The organism is Mesorhizobium sp. M1066 (assembly GCF_040318635.1).
Lineage (GTDB): Bacteria > Pseudomonadota > Alphaproteobacteria > Rhizobiales > Rhizobiaceae > Mesorhizobium.
This window is the reverse complement of record NZ_JAMYMR010000037.1, coordinates 22,125-41,784: the sequence shown is the minus strand read 5'-3', so window position 1 is coordinate 41,784 and position 19,660 is coordinate 22,125. Positions and strand designations below refer to the sequence as shown.

Here is a 19,660-nt window from a genome sequence, read left to right as displayed (position 1 = left end):
TTGGCCGCCTGCCGGATCGCGCGTCCATTCGCGGCGCGCTGGGGAAGAACAGATGCCCGAAACAGCCAATCATCTCGCCTTCGCGCTGGTCTGCCTCGGCATGGTGCTGACGCCTGGCCCTAACATGATCTATCTGATCTCGCGTTCCCTGTCGCAGGGGCCGAAGGCGGGGCTCATCTCGCTTGGCGGCGTGGCACTCGGCTTTGTCTTCTATGTGCTGGCGGCGGCATTCGGCATCACCGCGCTGCTGCTCGCCGTGCCCTACGCCTATGACGCGCTGCGCTTTGCCGGCGTGCTCTATCTCCTGTGGCTGGCCTGGCAGGCGGTGAAGCCGGGCGGACGCTCGCCGTTCGAAGTGCGGGAATTGCCGATGGACAGGCCGCGCAAGCTTTTCGCCATGGGCCTGATGACCAATCTGCTCAATCCGAAGGTGGCCGTGCTCTATCTGTCGCTGTTGCCGCAGTTCATCAGCCCCGGCAAAGGCCACGTCCTGTCGCAGCTTCTGGTGCTCGGCGCGACGCAGATCTCGATCAGTCTCAGCGTCAATGCCGTCATCGCGGTGACGGCCGGCTCGATCGCCACCTTTCTCGCCGGACGGCCTTTGTGGCTGGTCATCCAGCGCTGGATGATGGGCACCGTGCTGGCGGCACTTGCGCTGAAGATGGCGACAGAGGCGCAGCGCTGAATTCGCCTTGGACGATGATCGCGAGCTGAGCTAGAAACGTCAGGGCGCCAGCAGCTGCACGAATTTCTCCGCGGCTGGCGAACGATTGGCCCTTGCAAGACTGACAACGAGCAGCCGCCTCTGAACACAAGGAACAATGGGAATTCGACACACGCGAGCGTCTCCTTCCGGAGTGGAAAGCTCAGGCATCAGTGTCACACCGATCCCCTGCGACACCATTTCCACCAGGGCAGCCGTATCGCGAACCGTAAGGACAACCTTAGGCGACATGTTCACGGATGCGAAGAGCTGACGGATGACCGGCTCGCAACCAGAGCCCGACATGATGAAATTCTCGTCGGCCAGGTCGCACAATTTGACGCGCGCCGTCGCTGCTAGCGGGTGGTCGCAAGCAGCAAGAAAGACAAAATCATCCTCCAGGACCACATCCCCGACAGTTTCGGCTGATTGTTCGGAGGTCAGGCCGACGTCAACGACTGCTGTTTCAACCCATTCCAGAACCTCATGATCGGTTCCTTCCAGCAAAACCAGTTCGACGCCGGGGAAAAGCCGCTGGAAGCGGGCAAGTATTTGCGGCAGCAAACGCTCTACCGCGCTTGCCACGCTTCCAATGCGCAACCGCCCGGTCTGAGCGCCTGAAGCTGCGGCGCTCCTTTGCTGGATTCGCTCGATGGCCAGAACGGCCTCTCGCGCATCCTGAAGCACTGCTTGTCCTATTTCCGTCGGAAACACCCCGTTCTTGCCGCGAACCAGAAGCTTCACTCCAAGAACGCCTTCAAGGCTTCTCATCGCCTGGCTTGCGCCCGACTGCGTCATGCCGATCCGCGTAGCGGCCGTCGAAAAGCTCGCGTCTTCGACAATCATGGTCAGGACCCGCAGCTGAGCGAGAGTGATATTAGTGATAGTCATGATAAACATCATCCGAATGCATTTTACTTATGGATCTCCGATAACGCATCTGGAAGCTCACTTCAATTCATAGGAGCTCTCATGACACAACGACTCGCATTGGCGCTGATCGGTGAATACACGCCATCTTTCGAACCACACGCCAAGATGGACGAAGCGCTGGATCATGCCGGGTCCACGCTCGGTATCCAGTACGAACACCAGTGGATTTCGACCGAAGAACTGATCACCGGGGTCAGCGACAAGCTGGCACCTTTTGATGCGATCTGGATCGCTCCAGGCAGCCCGTACAGGAGCATGAATGGCGCTCTGAATGCCATCCGGCATGCCAGGGAAAACGAAATTCCTGCTTTGGGAACCTGCGGCGGTTGCCAGCATATGGTCGTCGAATATGCCCGCAACGTGCTGGGTTTCCAGGACGCCGAGCATGCGGAATACGATCCCTATGCTTCCACCCTGTTCGTCACACAGCTGACCTGTTCACTCGTTGGGCAAACCATGGACGTATTTCTGACGCGAGGGAGCCGGGCAGCGCGGATTTATGGACAAACGAACACGAAAGAGCGCTACTATTGCAACTTCGGCATCAATCCAGCCTACCAGAAAGAACTGGACGCCGGCGGCTTTCACATTGTCGGCAGGGATTCGAATGGCGAGGCTCGCGTCCTCCTGCTGCCATCCCACCCATTCTACCTTGCCACGCTCTTCGTGCCGCAGCTGACGTCGACAAAGCAGCACCCGCATCCAATCATTGTCGCCTTCCTGGAAAGCGCCCGGTCAAGACCGCGCGCCGCGTTTTGGGGCGGTGATGTTTCCCAGCTCAATCGCTGAACGGCCTATCGTCGTTGAGTGATTGCAAGAAGTCAGCGACAGCGCACCCTACATCGGCCGCCTTGTCTGCTGTGCCCGCTCGGGCTCGACCACCTTGCGGTAGAGATGCCAGGTGGCATGGCCGAGCACCGGCATGACGACGGCGAGCCCGGCAAACAGCGGGATCGAACCAATCACCAGAAGCACGGCGACCAGCAAGCCCCACAGCGCCATCTGCAGCGGGTTGGCCATTACCGCCCGGGCCGAGGTCTCGATCGCCGAAACGGCGCCGACGTCACGGTCGAGCAGCAGCGGGAAGGCAACCACGGTGGTGGCCAGCACGATTACGGCAAAGGCAAAGCCCGCGGCATTGCCGGCAAGGATCAGCGTCCAGCCCTTGCTGGTGGTCAGCACGTCGCGGATGAAGCCACCGATCGAGGCCGGCGGCTGGTCGCCGAACAGGCCAGTGTAGATCGATTGCGCGGTGTAGAGCCACAACAGGAACAGCGCCACCAGCATGATGCCGATGACGGCGATCGACGGAACTGCGGACGAGCGCCGCACATCAAACGCGTGCCGCCAGGAGGTGTTCATGCCGAGTTCGCGCCGGCGGCTGATCTCGTAAAGGCCGAGCGCCGCAAAGGGCCCGACCAGCGCGAAACCCGACATCAGGGGATAGATGAGCTGGATGGCATTGGCCCCGGACGTCCACTGCGTCAGGATCAGGCCGACGATGGGATAGATCAAGCACAGGAACACATAGTGCGAAGGTTTTGCCCAGAAATCCTCGACGCCGAGGCGTAGCGCATCCCAAAGGTCCGACGTGGTGATGCGGCGCACCGTTGGCTGCACATGCATTCCACGTGCGTCCGCCATGACATGAAAGCCGGCCATAACCTTCCTCCCGTGTGTCGGGGCGGTCACCGCCAGGATGGCCGCCAGAGCTGCCACTTCAAGAACGAGAGGCACGATAGCAGAGTTGGCGGCGATTGTCGCCGCGTCAATTGCCTGGGGAGCAACTCCTCGTAGTGTTCAACTCTCCGTATTGCCTCTCATATGGCGTACCTTGGCAGTCCTTCGTTTTGACCAATCATTGTGCTGCATTTTAGCATTTACGCATTTTAGCATTTGCTTAAATTGCTCGTAGGGATCTTTGGCGTATCACCTGAGCTTTACGAAGTTCGGCGAGGAACTATGTTCGCATTGAAAGGCTTCTGGTCTTCGGAGCGCGGCAACTTTGCCATAACGACCGCCATCGGGATGCTGCCGATAATGATTGGTTTGGCCGGTGCCGTTGATCTGATCGGCACGAGCCATGACGCCTCGCAACTACAGAACTCGCTGGACGCGGCGGGGCTCGCCATCGGCACGAAGTTCTCTCCCGATATGGCGGCCGGCGATGTCCAGCAGCTTGGGCTGCAATTCTTCGCCGCCAATATGAGCGCGGCCGACCAGCAGGAATATCTGGGCAGCGTCTCCGCTTTCGCGGCAACGGCAAGCGGCAGCCCAAGCGCCTACTTTATCTCGCTGTCGTCCAGCATAAGCCGCCCAAGCTTTATCAGCGCCTCGGCCCCCTGGCAGGCCTACCGCTCGGCCTCGGTCAAGATAAAACCTGGCGCGCAGGCCTGCGTGCTGGCGCTCGATCCGCATGCGTCCGCCGCCGTGAACCTGCAGGGCTCGACCAACGTCTCGATGGACAATTGTGTGATCGCGGCAAACTCGGACGCGTCCGATTCCGTCAACAGGGGCGGCTCCGCCCTGGTTTCAGCCGGCTGTGTCTCAACTGTCGGCGGCACCAGCGGGCTGTTGCCACCCAGCGCCAGTCTCGCCTGCGGAACGCCGCACGAACATAGGTACGCGTCTTTTGATCCGCTGGCCGACGTCGTTCCTCCCCCTTACACATTGTGTTTGCCGGTCCCGAACGGCAAAACCTACACACTGTCGCCCGGCACTTATTGCGATAAGACATTGTCGGGAAACATCACGCTCGATCCGGGCGTCTACATCATGCGCGGCACCACCATAAAGCCAGGGGGAAACGGCAGCCTGACTGGCCAGGGCGTGACCATATTCCTCATGGAAAGCGCTCAGATCTACATAAATGCCAATGAGAAGGTGAACCTTTCCCCGCCCACCAGCGGCCCTTATGCTGGTATCACCATTTTCCAGGATCACGGCAATACGTCTGCTCTGACATTGAATGGCGGCGCAAATTCCGTGATCAGCGGTTTTATCTACGCGCCGGACGCGCCCATTTCCTACGCCGGCAACTCTGATATGAGCGCCCAGGGCAACTGTCTCAGGCTTGTCGGCAATACGATACAGATGACCGGAAACTCGTCCGTCAAGTCGGACTGCGCGGCGGCGCTTGGAAATCGCACAATGTATGCCGATCGGATGATCACTCTGGTGAAATGAGAAACGACAGGCGGCCCAAGCGGTCGCGTTGAGAAAAATGGCGGTCGCGTTTAACAATGCCGGAGTGCAGCGACCGCACTCCGGCAGATCAGTGCCTCTCACAAAGGCACATCCTGGTTGAAAATGGAGTATCGCTACGATTGCGCCGATGCCACGAAGCGATCGATCACCTCAGTCAGCGGGACGTGGCCAAGGCAGGCGCCAGAACCGGCGGGCTGTTCGCCATCCTCGGCAGCCAGGGCATAACGCACGGCCGGATCGGCTTCGATGCGAAGGCGCAATCCGGCCAGCTTGGGATAGGCAGCGCCGTCGATCGCCTGGTGAAATTCCGCCCAGCGTGCCACGCCGATCAGCGTGGTATCGGCCAGAGTCAGCCGGTCGCCGACCAGGAAATCCGTGTCGGCGATCATCGCCTCGAGCCGATCATGACGTTCCGCAACGGCCTTGCGGCCGAACTCCCGCAAGGTCGCCTTCAGCGCCGGTTCATCCGCCGCCATTTCCAATGCCACCCAGAGCGGGCTGAAGGCGGCGGTGAAGCCGGTGTTCACGAAGGCCATCAGCTGGTGCATGCGGTCGGCTTGCGGCGTGCGCGGTTCGAAGCTGATGCGACGCTGTGTGTCGCGGGCTTCGAGCCATGCGGCGATGGCCATTGTCTCGGTGAGCACCCGGCCTTCGTCGGTGATCAGCACCGGCGTTTCCTGACGGTCGTTGATGCTGGCATAGGCATCGTTTTTCATCTCGGTGAGCATGTCGACGCGGCACAGGCGATAGGGTTGCCCGACGCGTTCGAAGGCAGCGACGAGCCCCATCGAGCTTCCCGCCGGGAAGCCATAAAGCAGGATAGGTTCCATTTGTTTTCTTCCGTGATTGAGGAGATCACGCCGCGCAGCGAAACTTGACCCTAAACGCTGGTCGTCCCATGTAAATTACGCACAATTCTGTAACCAGGATCCGCCCATGAAAGACGTCGTCTCACGCTGCCCGATCGAAGAGACCATGCGCGTGCTCAGCGGCCGCTGGCCCACACTGCTGCTCTATTATCTGAAGGACGGGACCAAGCGGTTCAGCGACCTGAGGCGCGACAACCCCACCGTGTCGCACCGCATTCTGGCTCTGGAACTGCGCAAGCTGGAGGAAGCCGGCATCGTGCGGCGAACGGCGCACTCCGGCTATCCGCTGCGGGTCGACTATGACCTCACGGCGCCTGGCCGCAAGCTTGTACCGCTCATCGACGCGCTGGGCTCGTGGTGGGTGCATACGGAAGACGACCGGATGGGCGGTTCCTCGGACGCAGATCTCGATACTGCTGCCTAACATCTTCGATTTTCGCCGCCCTGCCCGGCAAAAGCCATGATCGACGTTATCTCAGGGGCATGACCATAGCGAAAATCGAAACCCACCTGATCCCGAATCTGAACAGGCGGACGGTGCTGACCGGCCTCGCAGCCCTGGCGGGCCTCGCCGCCTGCAGCACTGTTTCACTGCCGACCGGCGAAGGCGCCGGGGTCTCCTCCTCCGCCACCGGCACGCTGGCCAGCATCCGCGCCTCGGCCGGGCTCGCGCCGCTTGTCCCCGACCGGCAGCTCGAACAGGCCGCCTTGCAGCAGGCCGGCTACATGGCGCAGCGCCGCCGCATGAGCCACACCACCGGCTGGGGCAAGGATTTCGCCTCGCGCGTCAAGGACAATAGAATTTCCGGTGCCGCGGCGGAGAACATCGCCGAGGGTCGTTTCGACCTCGAGAAGCTGTTCGACATCTGGGTGCACTCACCAGGCCATCGCCGCAACATGCTCGACCCGCGCTTCACCCGCTTCGGCCTTGCCTATGTGCGCGACGGCGGCGACAGCAAGCTCCGTTACTGGAGCCTGGTGCTCGGGAAATAGGGTGGAAAGCTAGTCCATATGCGCTGCCGGCGCGCCGCCGGCAGGCGCCTGCTTCGGCTTGCGCAGCAGGAAAACAAACGGAATGGCAAGCAGCGTCATCACCATGAGCATTTTGAAGTCATTGACGTAAGAGATCATCATCGCCTGGAGATTGACCATGCGATCGACCTGCGAGAGCGCCATGGGATCGCCGCTCGCGGCGGCTGGAGAGACCGCCCACAGATTCGGATTGAACGGGTTGATGAAGGCCGAAAGCTCGGTGTGGTTGACCTGCGTGTTGCGCACCATCAGAACCGTCACGACCGACACGCCGATGGACGAGCCAAGATTGCGCACCAGGCTGAACAAAGCCGTGGCATCGGTGCGGAAGCGCACGTCAAGCGTGGCGAAGGCGACGGTCGACAGCGGCACGAACACCATTCCCATGCCCAGGCCCTGGATGACGCCGGAGCTGAGGATCAGCCAATTGTCCATCTGTGGCGTGAAGCTGGACATGGTGTAGAGCGACTGCGCGGTCAGCAGAAAGCCGATTACGACAAGGATCCTGGCGTCGATCCTGCTCATGAGCCGCCCCACGACCAGCATCGAAATCATGGTGCCGACACCGCGTGGCCCCAACACGACACCGATGGTGACGGTCGGATAGCCGAAGATGGTCGACAGCATCGGTGGCAGCAGCGACATCGAGGCCAGGATCAGCACGCCCATGACGAAGATGAATGCCAGCCCGGTCACGAAATTGCGGTCGAGGAAGATCTTGGGGTCGATGAAAGGACGTTCCGCCGTCAGCGTGTGGATGATGAACACCCAGAATCCGGTGATCGAAAGAGCAAGCTCGATCCAGATCTCGACCGAGGAAAACCAGTCGACCTCGCCGCCGCGGTCGAGCAGCAGCTGCAGCGCGCCGACACCGAGCGATAACATGGCGAAGCCGAAGAAATCGAAGCTGCGCACCCGCCGGGCAACCGCCGGTAGATAGGCGGCCATGCCGAGGAAGGCGATGATGCCGACCGGCAGGTTGATGAAGAACACCCAGCGCCAGTTGAAATTTTCCGTCAGCCAGCCGCCGAGCGTCGGACCCAGAATCGGCCCCAGCATGATGCCGGCGCCCCAGATGGCCATTGCCTGGCCGTGACGTTCCCTGGGGTTGATGTCGAGCAGGAAGGTTTGCGACAGCGGCACGATGGCGGCGCCGAACACGCCTTGCATCAGCCGGAAGAACACTATGCTCTCCAGGCTCCAGGCGATGCCGCACAGCATCGAGAACACGGTGAAACCGACAACCGCCCCAAGGAACAGTTCCTTGCGGCCGAAGCGATCGGCCAGCCAGCCGGTGACCGGCGTCATGATGGCGGCGGCAACGATGTAGGAGGTCAGCACCCAGTTGATGTTGTCGGGTGAGGCGCCGAGATCGCCGGTCATGGTCGGCAGCGCGACGTTGGCGATCGTCGTGTCGAGCGCCTGCATGATCGTCGCCAGCATGAGCGCGACCGTGATCAGGCCGCGATGCGGCACTTCTTTGAAGGGTTCGGGCGTGCTCATGGCATGAAACTTCCAGCAGGTAACAAAAACGTGTACAAGGGGTTTCCGGGCGGCAACGCCTTCCGTTGAGAGACCCTCGTCGCGGTGGGACGCGATTGTCGATGTGGGGGTTACATCGACTGAAAGTCTCTGATGAGCGGATGCCTGCCGCCCGGAAACATGAGGACCGACGGGTCCGCGTCGGAGATTTCAGATTTCGGCCAGGCCGCTACGCGGCGCGCCCAAACGCTGATCCTCCAGCTCCTCCCATCAGACCAATCCTGCTATTCACCTCCGCCGCTGGTCCTGCGGCATTCTGTTGACGTTACTGCGCGGCCTCGCCAGCCGTGGCGTGACCGAAGATCGAAGGCAGGCCACGCGCCACGCCGGTGTCGACGGTAACGGTGGCGCTCATGCCGGTGCGCAACGCCATCTTGGCGTCCGCATCGGTCAGTTCGAGACGAACCGGGATGCGCTGTGTGACCTTGACCCAGTTGCCGGTGGCATTCTGGGCTGGCAGCAGCGAGAACTCGGCTCCCGTGCCGGCGCCGATCGCCTTGACCGTCGCCTCGAAGGTGCGCCCTGGATAGGTGTCGACCACGATCTCGGCCTTCTGGCCGGGCTTCATGTGGGTGAGCTGTGTTTCCTTGAAATTGGCATCGATCCAGGTGTCGCCGGTCTCGACCAGTGAAAACAGCGGCGTGCCGGAACCGACATACTGGCCGACCTTGAACGACGAGGCCTGGCTGACGATGCCGTCCGCCGGCGCCTTGACCGTGGTCTGCGCCAGGTCGTAGGCCGCCTTGTCGCGCGCGGCGAGCGCGGCCATCACGGTCGGGTGCTTGTCGGTCTCGATATCGGGATTGCCGCCAAGGGCTGCCTTGGCGCTGATGATGCCTTGCTCGGCAACGGCCAGCTGCTGCTTGGCCTTGTCGAGATCGTTCTTGGCCTCGTCCAGCGACGATTTGGCGTTGATGCCCTTCTGGGCAAGATCGGCGGCGCGGTCGAACTGCGACTGGGCGAAGACGACCTGGCTGGCATCGGACTTCTGCTGAGCCATCGACTGGCCATAGGCCGCGCGCAGCTGCTCGACATTGAGACGCGCGCCCGCCACCGCCGCGTCGGCCTGCGCCAGCGCGATCCGGTATGGCTCGGGGTCGATGGCAAACAGCTCGTCACCCTGCTTGACCAGCTGGTTATCGAAGATGTCGACCTTGACGATGCGGCCGGCCGTGTCGGAAGCGATCGACACCTTGGCCTGCTGCAGGTTGGCGTTCTCGGTCTCCTGGTAGCGGCCGCCGGTGACCCAGACGTAGCCGCCGCCGACAGCCAATGCCGCAGGCAACGCGACCATCAGAAGGAAGCGGCCCAGCCGGCGCTTTTTCTTCACGGGCACTGAGGCCGGCTGCACCGGGGGAGCAACCGCCGCCGGGGCCGCGGCCGGCTGCGCCGGCGCTTCCATCTCCAGCTCGGTCGTGTTCTTGTCTATCTTGGCTACCGCGTTCATGCTGCTGCGCCTTCTGTATTCTTCACTTTTTCAATGGACGGCGTCTCGTCGTCGGTCAGGTTGCGGACCATCGCCTCGAGCCCTTCGATGAGGACGCGACGGGCTTCCGGCTTCACGCCGACCAGCGATTCCTCATAGACTTCTCCGGCAATGCTCTTGATCACGGCGTAGGCATCGCTTGCCTTGGGCGTCAGGAAGATCATGCGGACGCGACGATCGGCGGCGTCGGAACGACGCTCGATCCAGCCTCCCTCCTCCATGCGGTCGACCAGGCGCGAAACGCTGATCGGCTCGATTTCGAGAAGTTCGGCCAGCCGCGCCTGCGCGACACCGTCTTCCTTGGCAACGCGGACCAGAAGCCGCCATTGCGCCGAAGAAAGCCCCAAGCCACTGGCCCTCGCCTCGAAGCGCTTGCGCATCAGGCGCTGCACGTCGTGGATCAAGAAGCCCAATCTGTCGATGCCATCGGAAACCATGAGCGGGATATATAATAAGCGTGCTCACTATTCAAGATGCCGCGTTGCATAAGAAGCCGGCAGATATGCACGACAGTCATGCGATGCAGGCATGGTTACCGATTGGTGAGCGACTGTCGCCATGCCAGCCGGCTTCGCCGCTCTGCCACGTCATGCTGGTCGGGTCTGACATATTGATGTACAGCCGTTGGTCAGGATCGGGGGATCACGAAAATGCCGACGCTCTACGCTCTCAAGCCGGCCTTCCAGGGTCGACTGCGGCCGCTGGTCAATCGGCTGGCGGCAATCGGGGTCACCGCAAACAGCATAACCATCCTGGCGGCCGTGATGTCGATAACCGCCGGCGCGGCCATTGCGATCTGGCCAGAATGGCGCTGGCTGCTGCTGCTTATCCCCGTGGTGATGTTCGTGCGCATGGCGCTGAATGCCGTGGATGGCATGCTGGCACGGGAACATGGCCAAGCCTCGACGCTCGGCATGTATCTGAACGAGTTGTGCGACGTCGTTTCGGACCTCACGCTGATCCTCCCTTTTGCCGTCTTTCCGGAGTTTGGCGCATGGGGCGTCATCGCCTTCGCGATATCGGCCGTGCTGACCGAGTTCGCCGGCGTGCTCGGCATCGCTACCAAGATCGGGCGAAACTATGCCGGGCCGTTCGGCAAGAGCGACAGGGCGCTGGCGCTCGGTGTGGTTGCCGTGCTGTGCGCCGCCGGGCTCTGGCCGGCAACCATCGCGCTGTTTGTGTTTCCGGCCATGGCAACGCTTTCGTTGTTGACCGCCATAAACCGGATACGCGCCGGCCTTATTGGCAGCGCCAGCTGAGCATCGAGGCTCGCCATGCCGCCATTGGGCCGCCAGAGGGAAAGACCATGAAGCACGAACCGATCGCCGCCGCGGCCACGCAAAGCCTTGCGCGGCAAGCGCAGGAGCGGGTCTTCCGCAGCCATGACGGGGCGGAGATCTTCTACCGATTCTGGCCTGCGGCTTCGGCCGATGCCAAAGGCGCGGTGGTGCTGTTCCATCGCGGCCACGAGCATGGCGGCCGCATGGCCCATCTCGTCGACGAATTGCAGATGCCGGACCACGCCTTCTATGCCTGGGATGCCCGCGGCAATGGCCGTTCGTCCGGCGAGCGCGGCTATGCCCCTTCCTTCTCGGCCCTGGTGCGCGACATCGACTGCTTCATGCGCGAGATTGCCGCCAGGGATGGCTTCGCCACTGGGGATATCGCGCTGATCGCGCAATCCTTCGGCGCTGTGCTTGCCGCCGCCTGGGTGCATGACTATGCGCCCAAGCTGCGCGCCATGGTGCTGGCTTCACCGGCTTTCTCGGTGAAACTCTACGTACCTTTCGCCAAGGAGGGCATCGCGCTCTGGCAGAAGATCAAGGGCCGCTTTTTCGTCAATTCCTACGTCAAGGCGAAATTCCTGACCCATGATCCCGTGCGCATCGCCTCCTTCGAGAGCGATCCGCTGATCACGCGGCCGATCGCTTCCAACATCCTGGTCGAACTCTACCAGCATGCCGCACGCATCGTCGCTGACGCCCGCGCCATCAGCGTGCCGACCCAGCTTCTGCTCTCGGGCAGCGACTGGGTGGTGCGCCACGGCCCGCAGCACGAGTTCTTCGTCAATCTCGGCAGCCGCGCCAAGGAACGCCATGTGCTGCCGGGCTTCTTTCACGACACGCTGGGCGAACGCGACCGGGCGCAGGCCCTCGAGCTGATCCGGCCGTTCCTGGCGAAGCAGTTTGCGGCGCCGGACGCGCCGGTCGACCTGAAGCAGGCGGACATCGCCGGCTACACCCGCGACGAGGCCGACAGGCTTGCCTCGCCGCTCGCTTTGATGTCGCCCAAAGGCCTCTATTGGGCCTTCAGCCGTGCCTCCATCCGCATGGGCGCCTGGGTCTCGCAGGGCATGAAGACCGGTGTCGCTACTGGCTTCGATTCCGGCTCGACGCTGGATTACGTCTATGAGAACGACGCGCGGGGTCTTACGCCTCTTGGCCGCGTCGTCGACCGCATTTTCCTGGAGGCCATTGGCTGGCGCGGCATCCGCCAGCGCAAGCTGCATCTCGAAGAACTCATCGGCTCTTGCCTGGCGACGCTCAAGGCCGCTGGTCGGCCGGCGCACATTCTCGACATCGCCGCCGGCCACGGCCGCTATGTTCTCGATGCCATCGTGAAGAGCCCCGACCAGCCGGCGAGCGTGCGCCTGCAGGACTATTCCGACCTCAACGTCCAGCTTGGCCGCAAGCTGATCGCCGAACGGCAATTGCCGGCTGATGTCTCGTTCCAACGCGCCGATGCCTTCGATGCCGACATGCTCGCCAACGTCGATCCGGCGCCCGATCTCGCCATCGTTTCCGGCCTCTACGAACTGTTCTCGGACAACGCCATGATCGCGCGCTCGCTCGGTGGATTGGCCAGCGCCATGCAGCCGGGCAGCCTACTGCTCTACACCAACCAGCCCTGGCACCCGCAGCTCGAGATGATTGCACGCAGCCTGACCTCGCATCGCGGCGGCGAGGCCTGGGTGATGCGCCGGCGCACGCAAGGCGAGATGGACCAGCTCGTCGAAGCCGCCGGTTTCGAAAAGCTCGACCAGCGCATCGACCAATGGGGCATCTTCACCGTCTCGGTCGCGCGGCGCCGCTGAACAGCATGGTCTCATCGCCTGCACCCACCGCGCGCGCCGAGCCTTATGGACGGGTGGTCGTCAGGGCAGCCCTGTGGCTGGCCTTGCTGGCACCGTTCTTCTATCTCAGCTACGGCTTCGCCAACTGGCTGGCGTCGCGCCGCGACGATGTCGGCAGCATCGTGTTCTCCTGGGAGCACTCCATCCCGTTCGTCGCCTGGACCATCGTGCCCTACTGGTCGATCAACCTGTTCTACGGCCTGTCGCTGCTGCTCAACAACGACAGGCAAGGGGTGGACCGCCTGGCCGGGCGTTATCTCACCGCGCAAATCGTCGCCGTTGCCTGCTTCATCCTGTTCCCGCTGACCGCGACATTCGTGCGACCGGCGACGACCGGCCTGCCCGGCTTCCTGTTTGCCGTGCTCGGCGGTTTCGACAAGCCGTTCAACCAGGCGCCCTCGCTGCACATCGCCCTTCTGGTGATCATCTGGGATCATTGGCGCCACCGGCTCGGCGGGTTGCTCCTGCCGCTCTGGCACGGCTGGTGCTTCCTCATCGGCGCCTCGGTGCTGACGACCTGGCAGCATCATTTCATCGACATCCCGACCGGCGCACTGCTCGGGTTCTTTGCGTTGTGGCTGTTTCCGCGCAGCGGCGCGTTGCCGTTTTCAGGCTTCCGGCTGACCAGCGATGTGCAAGCGCGGCGGCTGGCGCGGTTCTATGCGCTGGGCGCCGTCCTTGCGCTGGCGGGCGCCGCGCTCGGTGCATTCGTTTGCGCTGTCGCCCTCTTCCTGCTTTGGCCGGCTTTGGCGCTGGCCATCGTCGCCCTCGCCTATGCAGGGGCAGGCGAAAAAGTGTTCCAGAAATCCGCCGATGGCAGCATCACGCTTGCAAGCCGTGTCCTGCTCTTGCCTTACCGTCTCGGCGCCAGGGCAAACATATGGGCCTGGACGCGCAAACTTGCTCCCCAGGTGGCGATTGCCGATGGCGTCTTTCTCGGGCGCTTTCCCACGGCACGCGAGGCCAACGGCTTCGGCACGGTCATCGACCTTGCCGCCGAACTTGAAAGACCGGCGGCAGCCGATTGCAGCTGGATCAGCTTTCCGATGATCGACCTGTTGCCGCCGCCCGTGTCGGTACAGCAACAGGCAGCCGGCGCGCTGGAAAGCGCGCGCCGGGATGGCACCGTGCTGGTGTGCTGCGCGCTCGGCTTCCAGCGCAGCGCCGGCGTCGTGGCCGAATGGCTGGTGGTGACCGGCAGGGCCAAAACGTCGACGCTCGCCCGCGAGATGCTCGCGGCCCTCGGCCGGCCGGTTCATCTTGCAGAAGCCACGGATCCGGTAGCGTCATGACCGGCAATGCTTATCAGGACCGCACCGACCGCTTCGCCGGCATGCTGATGCGGCAGGCAGCGTGGCCGGCCGCAATCGTGGTTTCCGCGAATGTCCTTGCGCCGCTGGCTGCCTCGACGCGCGGCGCTTTCGAAAACTTGCCTGCGGCCGTTGCTTTGTCGATCACCGCCGCGAGTGCTGTTGCGGTGCTGGCGTTGTCGGCGCTGCTGGCATTCGACGCGCTGCTGTTCCGGCTGATGGCCAGCCATGACGACGAAGCCTCCGGCGGCGCCGCGATCGATGACATATTGGCGCGCATGCGCCTGAAACCGGCCCCGTCCGCGACACGTTCGCTTGATGACCGCATGGCCGGCACAAACCGCCTGCTGCTCAAGCAGCGTGCCGCCCTGGCTCTGTTTGCCGCAGCACTTCTGGCGTCAGGGTTTTGGGCGCCGCGATGAACAGGCTTTCGCTCAAGACCTTCACCTTGCTGCAGACGGTAACCTCCGTCGGCCTGTCGGCGCTGGCCAGGATGGTGACCGGCGTGCGTCCGATCTGGAACGGCAGCCTGCCGTCCGACCGGCAGCGCATCTATTTCGCCAACCACACCAGCCATGGCGATTTCATCCTTTTGTCGGCCTGCCTCAGCGAAAGGGAGCGCGCGATCACCCATGCTGTTGCCGCAGGCGAATATTGGGGGAAGTCGCGGCTGCGCCGCTTCATCGCGCAGGACATGCTGTCGTCGGTGCTCATCAACCGGCAGTGGACGAGACCTGAGGAAAATCCGATCGAGATCATGCTGTCGGTTCTCGACCAGGGGCACTCGCTGATCCTGTTTCCCGAAGGCACACGCAACATGACCGAAGAGCCGCTGCTGGCATTCCGCTCCGGGCTCTACAATCTGTCGACGGCGCGGCCTGAGGTCGAGCTGATCCCGTGCTGGATCGAGAACATGTCGCGCGTGCTGCCCAAGGGCCAGTTCCTGCCGGTGCCGCTGTTGTGCCGCGTCGTCTTCGGCGCGCCGGTGGCGATCGGTCCGGGCGAAGAACGCCGCGCCTTCCTCGAACGCGCCCACGCCACGCTTCTGGCGCTCAACCCGCGTCCCGAGCGAGACGATTGATGCGCCACGAAATCTCCATCCTGATCATCGGCCTGCTGGCGGTTTTGACCACCGCCAGCATCGTCGCCACCATACTTTCGGCGCGAGCGCCGAAGCCGCTCAGTTCGACGCTGGTCAATCTCACCCAGCGCATCAACGCCTGGTGGGTGATGGTGGCGCTGATGACGGTCGCATTTTTCTTCGGCCGTTACGGGATGACCATCCTGTTCGCGCTGATCTCCTTCGCCGCGCTGCGCGAATTCGTGACGCTGACGCATACGCGCCGCAGCGACCATTGGGTGCTGCTCGGCATGTTCGGCATCATCATCCCGTTTCAGTACTGGCTGGTGTGGACCGCCTGGTACGGTCTCTTCGTCATCTTCATTCCGGTCTATTGCTTCCTGCTGATGCCGGCCATCACGGCGCTGCATGGCGACACCGAACGCTTCCTCGAGCGGATCGCCGCGCAGCAATGGGCGGTGATGATCTCGGTCTATTGCGTCAGCCACGTCCCTGCCCTGCTGACACTCGACGTGCCGGGCTTCGAAGGCCGCACCCTGCTGCTGATTGCCTTTCTGATCATCGTCGTGCAAGGCAGCGACGTGCTGCAATACATCTTCGGCAAGCTGTTTGGAAAACACCGTTTCTCGCCGAACGTCTCGCCCTCGAAAACCTGGGAAGGCCTGATCGGCGGACTGGTGTCGGCGAGCCTGCTCGGCGCGCTGCTATCGTTCGTGACACCCTTCTCGCCGCTGCAGGCAGCAGCCGTGGCCTTCGTCGCCTGCTCGATGGGATTTCTCGGCGGGCTGGTCGCCTCGGCCATCAAGCGCGACCAGGGCGTCAAGGATTGGGGTCATCTGATCGAAGGCCATGGCGGCATGATGGACCGCACCGACAGCCTGGTCTTCGCCGCCCCGGTGTTCTTTCACATCGTGCGCTATTTCTGGACGGTCTGAGTAAACCGTTTCCGACCGCACTTAAAGCCGGTTGCGGATCAGCATGGTGACGACGAAGAACGCGCCGACGGAGCTGGTGATGATACCAATCGGCAGTTCCTGCGGCGGCAGCAGCGTTCGGGCCAGAAGATCGCTGGCCAGCAACAGCACCGTGCCGAAGACGGCACAGCTGGCAACCAGGCGCAGATGCAAGGGACCCGCCAGCGGCCGTGACAGATGCGGGATCATTAACCCGACGAAGCCGATGACGCCGGCGACCGAGACCAGGATAGCCGTCGAGAAGGCAGCGACGAGAAAGGTCATCCTGCGCATCCGCGCCACCGGCACGCCCAGGCTTTCGGCGGCGTTTTCGCCGGCCAGGAAAGCATCGAGCCGGCGGTGGTTCCACAGCGCGTAAGCCAGAATGGTGCCTGCTCCCAGCGCGCCCAGCCAGATATTATCCCAGCGCGCCAGGCCAAGGCCGCCCATGGTCCAGAACAGCACGGAGTGGGCGGCGCGCTGATCGCCGGCAAAGACAAGATAGTTGGTCAAGGCGGTGAACATGAAGGACACGGCAAGGCCGGCAAGGATCAGCCGCTCCGGGCCTTGCCCCCTCACCCGCGCCACCAGCAGCAGCACGACACCGGCAGCCAATATGCCGCCGGTGAAGGCCGCGACCGGCAATGTCCAGATGCCGAAACTGTCGCCGAAGACGGTGATAACGGAAACCGCACCCGCGGCGGCGCCCGAGGACAGGCCGAACAGGAACGGATCGGCAAGGTCGTTGCGGGTCACCGTCTGCAGCAGCGCACCGACGACGCCGAGACCGGCCCCGACGCAGATGGCCAGGATCGTGCGCGGCAGCCGCAGGTCGACGACGATCTTGCCGACCGGCCCGGCCACGTCGTGCCCGCTGAAGCCGACTGCACGACCAAGGGAGGCAACGATGTCGGTCAGCGGGATCAGCGTCGAGCCGTAGGCGATCGACAGCAAAGCGAGAGCGGCGATCGCCGCCGCTCCCACCAGCATGGCCAGTGCAAATGCCGGATGGCGCAAGCCTGGAAATGCGTCGTGTCTGTCAGGACGCGTGCGACGCACTTCCAGGATCTTTTGTTCATGCATGTCGTTGCCCCAAAACCGCTGCGCACTTTTGGGCGACAGGCATCAAAACGCTTCCGGATGCATGGCCTTGGCGAGCTTGTCGATCGCTTCGATGTTGGCCGGGCCGGGAGTCAGTTCGGCATAGCGAAGCGCGACGAAGCGCTCGTTCTTGACCGCGTCCGTCTCTTTCATGGCCGGATGCGCCTTCAGGAAATCGAGCAGCTTCCTGTAGCCGCCACCGTCCTGGTAATCGAGCAGGATGAGGAATTGCGGATTGCGCGACGCCACCGTTTCCCAGTCCGTGTTGCCCCAGCTGGTGTCCATGTCGGCCATGATGTTGTCGCCGCCGGCGGCTGATATCATGGCGCTGGGGATGGCGAACTTGCCTGCGGTGAACGGCTTGTCCTCGCCGGAATCATAGAGGAACACCCGCGTTCCCTTGGCGCTGCCGACCTTGGCGGTGATGTCGGCGAGCCGCGTCTTCCAGCCGGAGACAAGCTTTTCAGCCTCTGTCTCCTTGCCGAAGATCTTGCCCAGTTTCTCGACGTCGCCATAGAGCAGGTCCATCGAGGCGGCGGGGCGGCTCTTGTCGAGATGGACGCAGCTTTCCGTCAGCACCAGCGTCTTGATGCCGTGCGGAGCAAGCGTGTCGGGCGTCACTTCACCACCCGGCTTCATGCCATAATACCAGCCGGCGAAGAAAAAATCGGGCTCGACCGCGACGAGGTTTTCGAGCGTCGGATATTTCGGCGCCAGTTCCGGGATCGAACCCTGCTCGGCCTTGAATTCGGGACCCACCTTGTACCATCCGGTGATGCCGGTCAGGCCGACGATCGACGGCTGCAGTTTCAGCGCGAAAGCCATCTCGGCCATGTTGAGATCCTGGATGACCGCGCGCTTCGGCGGCGCATCGAAGGTCAGCGGCTTGCCGCAGCTGTCGACGGTCACCGGGAAGGCCAGGGCTGTCGAGGCCAGCAGCGAGAAGGCAAGCGAAAAAGCAAGGCGTTTCAAGGGTTTGCTCCTGTGGACGGGATGATCGATATGGGACGGCTTCAATCAGGATGGCGGCGCGGCACGGTTCGGAACATCGAACACCGTCAGTTCGCGGTCTTCGGTCGGATGGCGCAGACGCAGCACATCGATGCCGAAAATTTCGCGAATCAGCTTTTGGGTCAGCGCTTCGCGCGGTGCGGCGAGCGCTTGCAGACGGGCATGGTTCATCACCGCCACCCTGGTGGCGAACGGTGCCACCAGCGCCAGATCGTGCAGCACCGCGATCACCGTCATCTCGAAGCCTGCCACGAGGTCGAGCAGTTCGCCGCGGGCGCGCGGGTCGAGATGGTTGGTCGGCTCGTCGAGGAACAGTATCTTTGGCTGCTGGGCGATGGCGCGGGCCAGTTGGGCGCGCTGGCGCTCGCCGCCCGACAGCGAGCCGATGGTGCGGCCAAGCAGCGGCAGCAGTCCGGTCCGGCGCAGCGCATCGACGACAATGTCACGCTCCTCGCTCCTGCGCCGTAACCGAGCGTGCGGGACCCGGCCAAGCTCGACATAGTCGATCACCGCCAGCCGCGGATCGGGCTGGTCGGTCTGGCCGACCACGGCGATATGCAGTGCCCGCTCGGCAGCCGAAATCCCGTCCAGCCGCCGCCCGCCGAGCTTCACCTCGCCGGAACTTGGCCGCAGCATGCCCGACAGCATGCGCAGCAGCGTCGTCTTGCCGGCGCCGTTGGGACCGATGATGGCTAGGCGATCGCCAGCGGCCACCGAGAAGCTGACCGCCTGAACCAGATCCCGCCCATTGGCCATGGCGCAGAGGTCATGTGCTTCGAGAAGCGCTACGGTCATCGGCTGCCCGCCAGATTGCCGGGATGGCAAAGCGTGCACACGATGATGCGATGATCGATAGAGCCGTCCAACTTTCCGTCACTTTCCAAAACTGGCGACGGAAGGAAGCTGGCGAAGCGGCCGACAAGACCGGGATTCGCGTTTCCTCCCGGCACACCCCGTCCGGTCAACTCAGTGATGGCAGGTCTCCTGGCTCGCGGGTCGTTGCGCCATCCTGCCTTCCCAGCCTTGCCGGCCAGTGGCATTCACGGATTTTGCTCGCCGCTTACAGTTGCGGGGGCAGCCACGGCCTCGACCCCTGGGGATCTCACCGTGTTCCCTTTTCACCCCTCGCCTTTCGACTCGGGGACCATCACCGCTTCAGCGTAGATTTCCCCCAATCGCTTCGCAATGGATTTCTCGGACGGAGTGGTGGACCGGCTAGGGGAAACATGCATTTCACGCTCTCGATATGTAATAATATTACGCATTTAGAGGATGCCGCCTGGCGCTGTCAAGCGAAGC

Annotated in this window: 20 protein-coding genes and 1 riboswitch; of the genes, 11 read left to right on the top strand and 9 right to left on the bottom strand. The window is 62.9% G+C overall.

Annotation, left to right across the window (positions count from 1 at the left end; genetic code table 11):
* The first annotated feature begins 52 nt into the window (after positions 1-52).
* On the top strand, positions 53-685 hold the full coding sequence (locus NKH52_RS29150; protein ID WP_127289028.1) for a LysE family translocator: 633 nt from the start codon (positions 53-55) through the stop codon (positions 683-685).
* A gap of 39 nt (positions 686-724) precedes the next feature.
* Here NKH52_RS29150 and NKH52_RS29145 read toward each other — a convergent pair whose 3' ends face one another.
* Positions 725-1,594, bottom strand: coding sequence for a LysR family transcriptional regulator (locus NKH52_RS29145; protein ID WP_352735870.1), 870 nt, complete (start codon positions 1,592-1,594; stop codon positions 725-727).
* A gap of 81 nt (positions 1,595-1,675) precedes the next feature.
* Here NKH52_RS29145 and NKH52_RS29140 point away from each other — a divergent pair, with 81 nt between their 5' ends.
* Complete coding sequence (locus tag NKH52_RS29140) at positions 1,676-2,425, top strand: CTP synthase C-terminal region-related (seleno)protein (protein ID WP_023813534.1); 750 nt, start codon at positions 1,676-1,678, stop codon at positions 2,423-2,425.
* 48 nt (positions 2,426-2,473) lie between these two features.
* On the opposite strand, the gene NKH52_RS29135 is transcribed toward NKH52_RS29140, so the two are convergent.
* Positions 2,474-3,298, bottom strand: coding sequence for a DUF2189 domain-containing protein (locus NKH52_RS29135; RefSeq protein WP_352735869.1), 825 nt, complete (start codon positions 3,296-3,298; stop codon positions 2,474-2,476).
* A 300-nt stretch (positions 3,299-3,598) separates the two neighbouring features.
* On the opposite strand from NKH52_RS29135, the gene NKH52_RS29130 reads away from it, so the two are divergent.
* Entirely contained in the window at positions 3,599-4,822 is a 1,224-nt protein-coding gene (locus tag NKH52_RS29130) for a TadE/TadG family type IV pilus assembly protein (RefSeq protein ID WP_352735868.1), read from the top strand.
* A gap of 134 nt (positions 4,823-4,956) precedes the next feature.
* Here NKH52_RS29130 and NKH52_RS29125 read toward each other — a convergent pair whose 3' ends face one another.
* Positions 4,957-5,673, bottom strand: coding sequence for a glutathione S-transferase family protein (locus NKH52_RS29125; RefSeq protein ID WP_352735867.1), 717 nt, complete (start codon positions 5,671-5,673; stop codon positions 4,957-4,959).
* A gap of 106 nt (positions 5,674-5,779) precedes the next feature.
* Between NKH52_RS29125 and NKH52_RS29120 the strand changes: the two genes are divergently transcribed.
* Together NKH52_RS29120 and NKH52_RS29115 are read left to right on the top strand one after the other, a co-directional pair.
* Positions 5,780-6,136, top strand: a complete 357-nt coding sequence (locus NKH52_RS29120) for a winged helix-turn-helix transcriptional regulator (RefSeq protein ID WP_352735866.1) — start codon at positions 5,780-5,782, stop codon at positions 6,134-6,136.
* A gap of 59 nt (positions 6,137-6,195) precedes the next feature.
* Entirely contained in the window at positions 6,196-6,705 is a 510-nt protein-coding gene (locus NKH52_RS29115; RefSeq protein ID WP_352735865.1) for a CAP domain-containing protein, read from the top strand.
* Positions 6,706-6,714: 9 nt separating this feature from the next.
* Here NKH52_RS29115 and NKH52_RS29110 read toward each other — a convergent pair whose 3' ends face one another.
* The 3 genes from NKH52_RS29110 to NKH52_RS29100 all read right to left on the bottom strand — a co-directional run bounded on the left by NKH52_RS29110 (position 6,715) and on the right by NKH52_RS29100 (position 10,209).
* Positions 6,715-8,247, bottom strand: a complete 1,533-nt coding sequence (locus NKH52_RS29110) for a DHA2 family efflux MFS transporter permease subunit (RefSeq protein ID WP_023813528.1) — start codon at positions 8,245-8,247, stop codon at positions 6,715-6,717.
* Positions 8,248-8,551: 304 nt separating this feature from the next.
* On the bottom strand, positions 8,552-9,733 hold the full coding sequence (locus NKH52_RS29105) for an HlyD family secretion protein (RefSeq protein WP_352735864.1): 1,182 nt from the start codon (positions 9,731-9,733) through the stop codon (positions 8,552-8,554).
* Positions 9,730-10,209: a MarR family winged helix-turn-helix transcriptional regulator gene (locus tag NKH52_RS29100; RefSeq protein ID WP_027038640.1), complete on the bottom strand. Its 480-nt coding sequence runs from the start codon at positions 10,207-10,209 to the stop codon at positions 9,730-9,732. The genes NKH52_RS29105 and NKH52_RS29100 overlap by 4 nt, the downstream gene beginning before the upstream one ends.
* Before the next feature lie 213 nt (positions 10,210-10,422).
* Between NKH52_RS29100 and NKH52_RS29095 the strand changes: the two genes are divergently transcribed.
* Genes NKH52_RS29095 through NKH52_RS29070 form a run of 6 tightly spaced genes read left to right on the top strand, consistent with a single transcriptional unit; the run spans position 10,423 to position 16,231 of the window.
* Positions 10,423-11,031 carry a CDP-alcohol phosphatidyltransferase family protein gene (locus NKH52_RS29095; protein WP_352735863.1) on the top strand — a complete coding sequence of 203 codons (609 nt, stop codon included), beginning with the start codon at positions 10,423-10,425 and terminating at the stop codon, positions 11,029-11,031.
* A gap of 47 nt (positions 11,032-11,078) precedes the next feature.
* On the top strand, positions 11,079-12,866 hold the full coding sequence (locus tag NKH52_RS29090) for a bifunctional alpha/beta hydrolase/class I SAM-dependent methyltransferase (protein ID WP_352735861.1): 1,788 nt from the start codon (positions 11,079-11,081) through the stop codon (positions 12,864-12,866).
* 5 nt (positions 12,867-12,871) lie between these two features.
* Positions 12,872-14,197 carry a phosphatase PAP2/dual specificity phosphatase family protein gene (locus NKH52_RS29085; RefSeq protein WP_352735860.1) on the top strand — a complete coding sequence of 442 codons (1,326 nt, stop codon included), beginning with the start codon at positions 12,872-12,874 and terminating at the stop codon, positions 14,195-14,197.
* A complete protein-coding gene (locus NKH52_RS29080; protein WP_352735859.1) occupies positions 14,194-14,637 on the top strand; it encodes a hypothetical protein in 444 nt (147 codons plus the stop codon). The genes NKH52_RS29085 and NKH52_RS29080 overlap by 4 nt, the downstream gene beginning before the upstream one ends.
* Entirely contained in the window at positions 14,634-15,296 is a 663-nt protein-coding gene (locus NKH52_RS29075) for a lysophospholipid acyltransferase family protein (RefSeq protein ID WP_128304799.1), read from the top strand. Before NKH52_RS29080 ends, NKH52_RS29075 begins: the two co-directional genes overlap by 4 nt.
* Positions 15,296-16,231, top strand: coding sequence for a phosphatidate cytidylyltransferase (locus NKH52_RS29070; protein WP_027163212.1), 936 nt, complete (start codon positions 15,296-15,298; stop codon positions 16,229-16,231). Before NKH52_RS29075 ends, NKH52_RS29070 begins: the two co-directional genes overlap by 1 nt.
* A gap of 21 nt (positions 16,232-16,252) precedes the next feature.
* Here the strand turns inward: NKH52_RS29070 and NKH52_RS29065 are convergent, their stop codons facing one another.
* The 3 genes from NKH52_RS29065 to NKH52_RS29055 all read right to left on the bottom strand — a co-directional run bounded on the left by NKH52_RS29065 (position 16,253) and on the right by NKH52_RS29055 (position 19,156).
* Positions 16,253-17,239: a FecCD family ABC transporter permease gene (locus NKH52_RS29065; protein ID WP_352735879.1), complete on the bottom strand. Its 987-nt coding sequence runs from the start codon at positions 17,237-17,239 to the stop codon at positions 16,253-16,255.
* A 135-nt stretch (positions 17,240-17,374) separates the two neighbouring features.
* Positions 17,375-18,322 carry an ABC transporter substrate-binding protein gene (locus NKH52_RS29060; protein WP_352735858.1) on the bottom strand — a complete coding sequence of 316 codons (948 nt, stop codon included), beginning with the start codon at positions 18,320-18,322 and terminating at the stop codon, positions 17,375-17,377.
* 45 nt (positions 18,323-18,367) lie between these two features.
* Positions 18,368-19,156 carry an ABC transporter ATP-binding protein gene (locus NKH52_RS29055; RefSeq protein ID WP_352735857.1) on the bottom strand — a complete coding sequence of 263 codons (789 nt, stop codon included), beginning with the start codon at positions 19,154-19,156 and terminating at the stop codon, positions 18,368-18,370.
* A 162-nt stretch (positions 19,157-19,318) separates the two neighbouring features.
* Positions 19,319-19,525: riboswitch (cobalamin riboswitch) on the bottom strand.
* Positions 19,526-19,660: the final 135 nt, after the last annotated feature.